The organism is Streptomyces boncukensis (assembly GCF_011045075.1).
Classification (GTDB): Bacteria; Actinomycetota; Actinomycetes; order Streptomycetales; family Streptomycetaceae; genus Streptomyces; species Streptomyces boncukensis.
Map to the genome: position 1 here is coordinate 1 of NZ_JAAKZZ010000687.1, position 3,240 is coordinate 3,240.

Below are 3,240 nucleotides of genomic sequence, written 5' to 3' on the forward strand. Positions count from 1 at the left end.
CCTGTTACTGACAGGCAGGAACGGCCGCAGCCGTTCCCACTCGGCATCACTCAGATCACCCCGCCCCATGTCCGCATCAACGACCCGGACGCGAGGCAGTCACATGATCGACCGGACAAGTCCTAGTGCCGTGACCGGACAGGGTCAGCGCTCCCCTGTTCCGTCCGGCTGCCCCGCTCCCGCTTCCGGCTGCTCCGCCGTGCCCTGCACCGCCCGCACCAGCGCCGCACGGCAGGCCAGTACCGCCGGATGCCGGCTGCTGCCCTCCCGTACGGCCGTGAACAGCTTGCGGGCGCGCCGCCCCGGCGGCAGCTCGTACAGCCCGACGGAGGCGCTGCCCGTCCCCCACACCAGATCCGGCAGGAACGCCACGGCGTGGCCCCGCTCCACCAGCCGCAGCTGGAGCAGCAGGTCGGGTGACTCGAAACGGACGTCCGGTTCGAAGCCCGCCTCCCGGCACAGGGCCACCGCCCAGTCCCGTGCGGCCGTTCCGGCGGGCTCCATCACCCACGGGCTGTCGGCGCGGTCGCGCAGTGCGGACAGCGGGCCGGCGGGCCGGAGGCCGGTTCCGGGGCGCGCACAGGCGAGACGCAGCCGGTCCTCGCACAGCTCATCCATTTCGACACCGGCGGGACGGGGACGGGGCCTGCCCGGATACTCCTCGGTGAGCGCCAGATCGACGTCCCGGGCCACGAGCGCGGGGAGCGCGTCCTCCGGCTCCAGCTGGCTGACGTGCACACGCAATCGCGGGTGAGCGGCACGGAGCGCCGTCAGCGCACCGGGGAGGAGGGAGAGGGCGGCCGTTTGGAACGTGGCGATACGCACGGTCCCGGCCAGCTCCGTCAGGGACGCGGCGATGTCCGCCCTGGCGCGCTCCAGCCGCTCCAGGACCGCCTCCGCGTGCCCCACCAGGATCTCGGCCTGCGCGGTGAGCCGTACGCGCCGCCCCACCCGCTCCAGCAGCTGGACACCGGTCTCCCGCTCCAGCAGGGACAGCTGCTGGGAGACGGAGGAGGGGCTGTAGGAATGCGCGGCGGCGACGGCGGCCAGCGTGCCCCGGTGCTTGAGCTCGCGCAGCAGGCGGAGCCGGTGCAGGTCGTACATGGCAGGGCGGCCTCCGGCATTGTTCGGTATTTCTGACGAATATAGATGGGAAACATTCGCTGGACCGACCGATGGGGCAACACCCAGGCTGCACGTATGAACACCACCGCATCTGCCGCTCCCACGGCGCTCAGCACGCCCGCCGACCGCTGGTACGTCAACCGCGAGGCCCGCTCATGGAGCTGCCCGCCGGCTCCGACCGAGGAAGTGCGTGCCTTCCACGCGGCGCAGCCCGGCTACGCCCCCACGCCGCTCACGGAGTGCCCTTCACTGGCCGCCGAGCTGGGCGTGGGGCGGGTGTTCGTCAAGGACGAGTCGGACCGGCTGGGCCTGCCCGCCTTCAAGGTGCTGGGCGGCTCCTGGGCCGTGCACCGGCTGCTGCGGCGGCAGCCGGTCGGTACGCGGCTGCGGCTGGTCACCGCGACGGACGGCAACCACGGGCGCGCGGTCGCCCGGCTGGCCCGGCTGCACGGCCAGCAGGCCGAGGTCTTCCTCCCCGACAGCGCCCCGCGGAACGCCGCCCGGGTCATCGCCGCCGAAGGAGCGCGCGTCAGGCGGGTCGCCGGCGACTACGACACTGCCGTACGGGCAGCCATGGAGGCGGCCGAGCGGCCGGGAGCGGTGCTCCTCCAGGACATGGCGTGGCCGGGCTACGAGGAGATCCCCGGCTGGGTCGTCGAGGGCTACGGAACGCTCTTCGCCGAGATCGACGACCGGTTGGAGGCCGCCGGGGCCGGCCCCGTGGACCTGCTGACCGTCCCGGTGGGCGTGGGGTCGCTGGCACAGGCCGCCGTGACGCACTACCGCAGCCGGGCCCACGGGCGGCCCGGGCCCGCGCTGCTCGCCGTGGAACCCGAGACGGCGGCCTCGCTGCTGGCCAGCCTGCACCACGGGGAACCGGTCACCGTCCCGACCGGCGAGACCGCGATGGCGGGCCTCAACTGCGGCACCCCCTCCTCCAGCGCCTGGCCCACGCTGCGGGACGGCCTGGACGCCGCAGTCGCCATCACCGAGGCGGCGAGCGCCCGCGCTATGCGCGATCTGGCCGCGCTGGGCGTACCTTCCGGCCCGTGCGGGGCCGCCGCGCTGGCCGGAGTCCGTACGGCACACGAGAGCGGGGACGGAACGCTGAGGGGAGTCGCGGACCCGTCCTCGACGGTCGTCCTGCTGAGCACGGAGGGAGCGGCAGCGGCAGCCGCCCGCCCCTCGCAGGAGGCCGGTTAGCCGGTCGCAGGAGGCCGGCCGGGTGGCGTCCGGCACCGCCCGGAACGGGGCACCGTCCGGCGTGTCGTTCACCCCGCCGCGCGGGCCAGACGGCGCTCCAACTCGCCCAGCGCGCGCCGTGCGTAGGCCGACGCGGTCGCGGCGCCACGGCGGTGGGTCCGCCGGGACAGGTCCACGGCCCGCGCGGTCTCTCCGGCACGCCGCCACGCCACCGGCAACGAAACGGTGTAAAGGGTGTGTTCGCGCACCCGGTGCGGATCGCGTCGGCGCAGGGCGCGGCCGAGCCGGTGCCCGGCCGCCGCGGACGGCCGGCAGCGGCCTCCCAGCGGCCCACGATGATCTCCATCTCGTCGCCCGTCAGCCAGTACACCCACGGCGGGTCGGGGTCGGCCGGGTGGTGCCGGGCGTGCGCGTCCCGCGCGCGGAGCATCGCCTCGGCGGCCCCGGACAGATCCCCGTCCCGGGCCAGGGCCCAGGCCAACCGGGCGGGCAGCAGCGCCTCCCCCGGGGCGTGACACTGCCGCGCGGTACGTCACCCCGCGGCCAGCCGGGCCGGACGAGCGGTCGAGCAGCACCGCCTCGTCCGCCCGGCCGTGTTCCGCGGGGTGGTAGCCCAGGGCGGAGACCACATGCGCGGCGGTGAGCGGGTCGCCTGCCGCGTGGGCCGCGCCCACCCCGTGCACGCACAGCCGCTCGGCCTCCCCCGCCCTGCCCGCGTCCGCCGTGCACCAGGCGGTGAGTCGTACGGGCACCGGACGATGACCGTCGTCTCGCGGCGGGCGCGGCGCCGCTGCCCCGGGTGCTGCGCAGTCGGCACGTTCGGCTGCCGGCAGCCTCGCTGCTGGGGCGGCTGCCGACCGGCATGGTCCCGTCCGCCACCGTGCGCCTGGGGATCCTCGGCACGGCGCGGTG

At 75.4% G+C, this 3,240-nt stretch carries 4 protein-coding genes; 2 read left to right on the top strand and 2 right to left on the bottom strand.

All coding sequences use genetic code 11. The annotated features are described in order from the left end of the window. Positions 1-144: 144 nt before the first annotated feature. On the bottom strand, positions 145-1,104 hold the full coding sequence (locus G5C65_RS34235) for a LysR substrate-binding domain-containing protein (RefSeq protein ID WP_165302958.1): 960 nt from the start codon (positions 1,102-1,104) through the stop codon (positions 145-147). Positions 1,105-1,200: 96 nt separating this feature from the next. On the opposite strand from G5C65_RS34235, the gene G5C65_RS34240 reads away from it, so the two are divergent. Further along, the gene (locus G5C65_RS34240) at positions 1,201-2,328 is read left to right on the top strand and encodes a pyridoxal-phosphate dependent enzyme (protein ID WP_165302959.1); all 1,128 of its coding nucleotides are present in this window, start codon (positions 1,201-1,203) and stop codon (positions 2,326-2,328) included. A gap of 68 nt (positions 2,329-2,396) precedes the next feature. Here the strand turns inward: G5C65_RS34240 and G5C65_RS34245 are convergent, their stop codons facing one another. Further along, positions 2,397-2,540: a hypothetical protein gene (locus G5C65_RS34245; protein WP_165302960.1), complete on the bottom strand. Its 144-nt coding sequence runs from the start codon at positions 2,538-2,540 to the stop codon at positions 2,397-2,399. A gap of 24 nt (positions 2,541-2,564) precedes the next feature. Between G5C65_RS34245 and G5C65_RS34250 the strand changes: the two genes are divergently transcribed. After that, the gene (locus tag G5C65_RS34250) at positions 2,565-2,843 is read left to right on the top strand and encodes a hypothetical protein (protein WP_165302961.1); all 279 of its coding nucleotides are present in this window, start codon (positions 2,565-2,567) and stop codon (positions 2,841-2,843) included. The last annotated feature ends 397 nt before the right edge of the window (positions 2,844-3,240 follow it).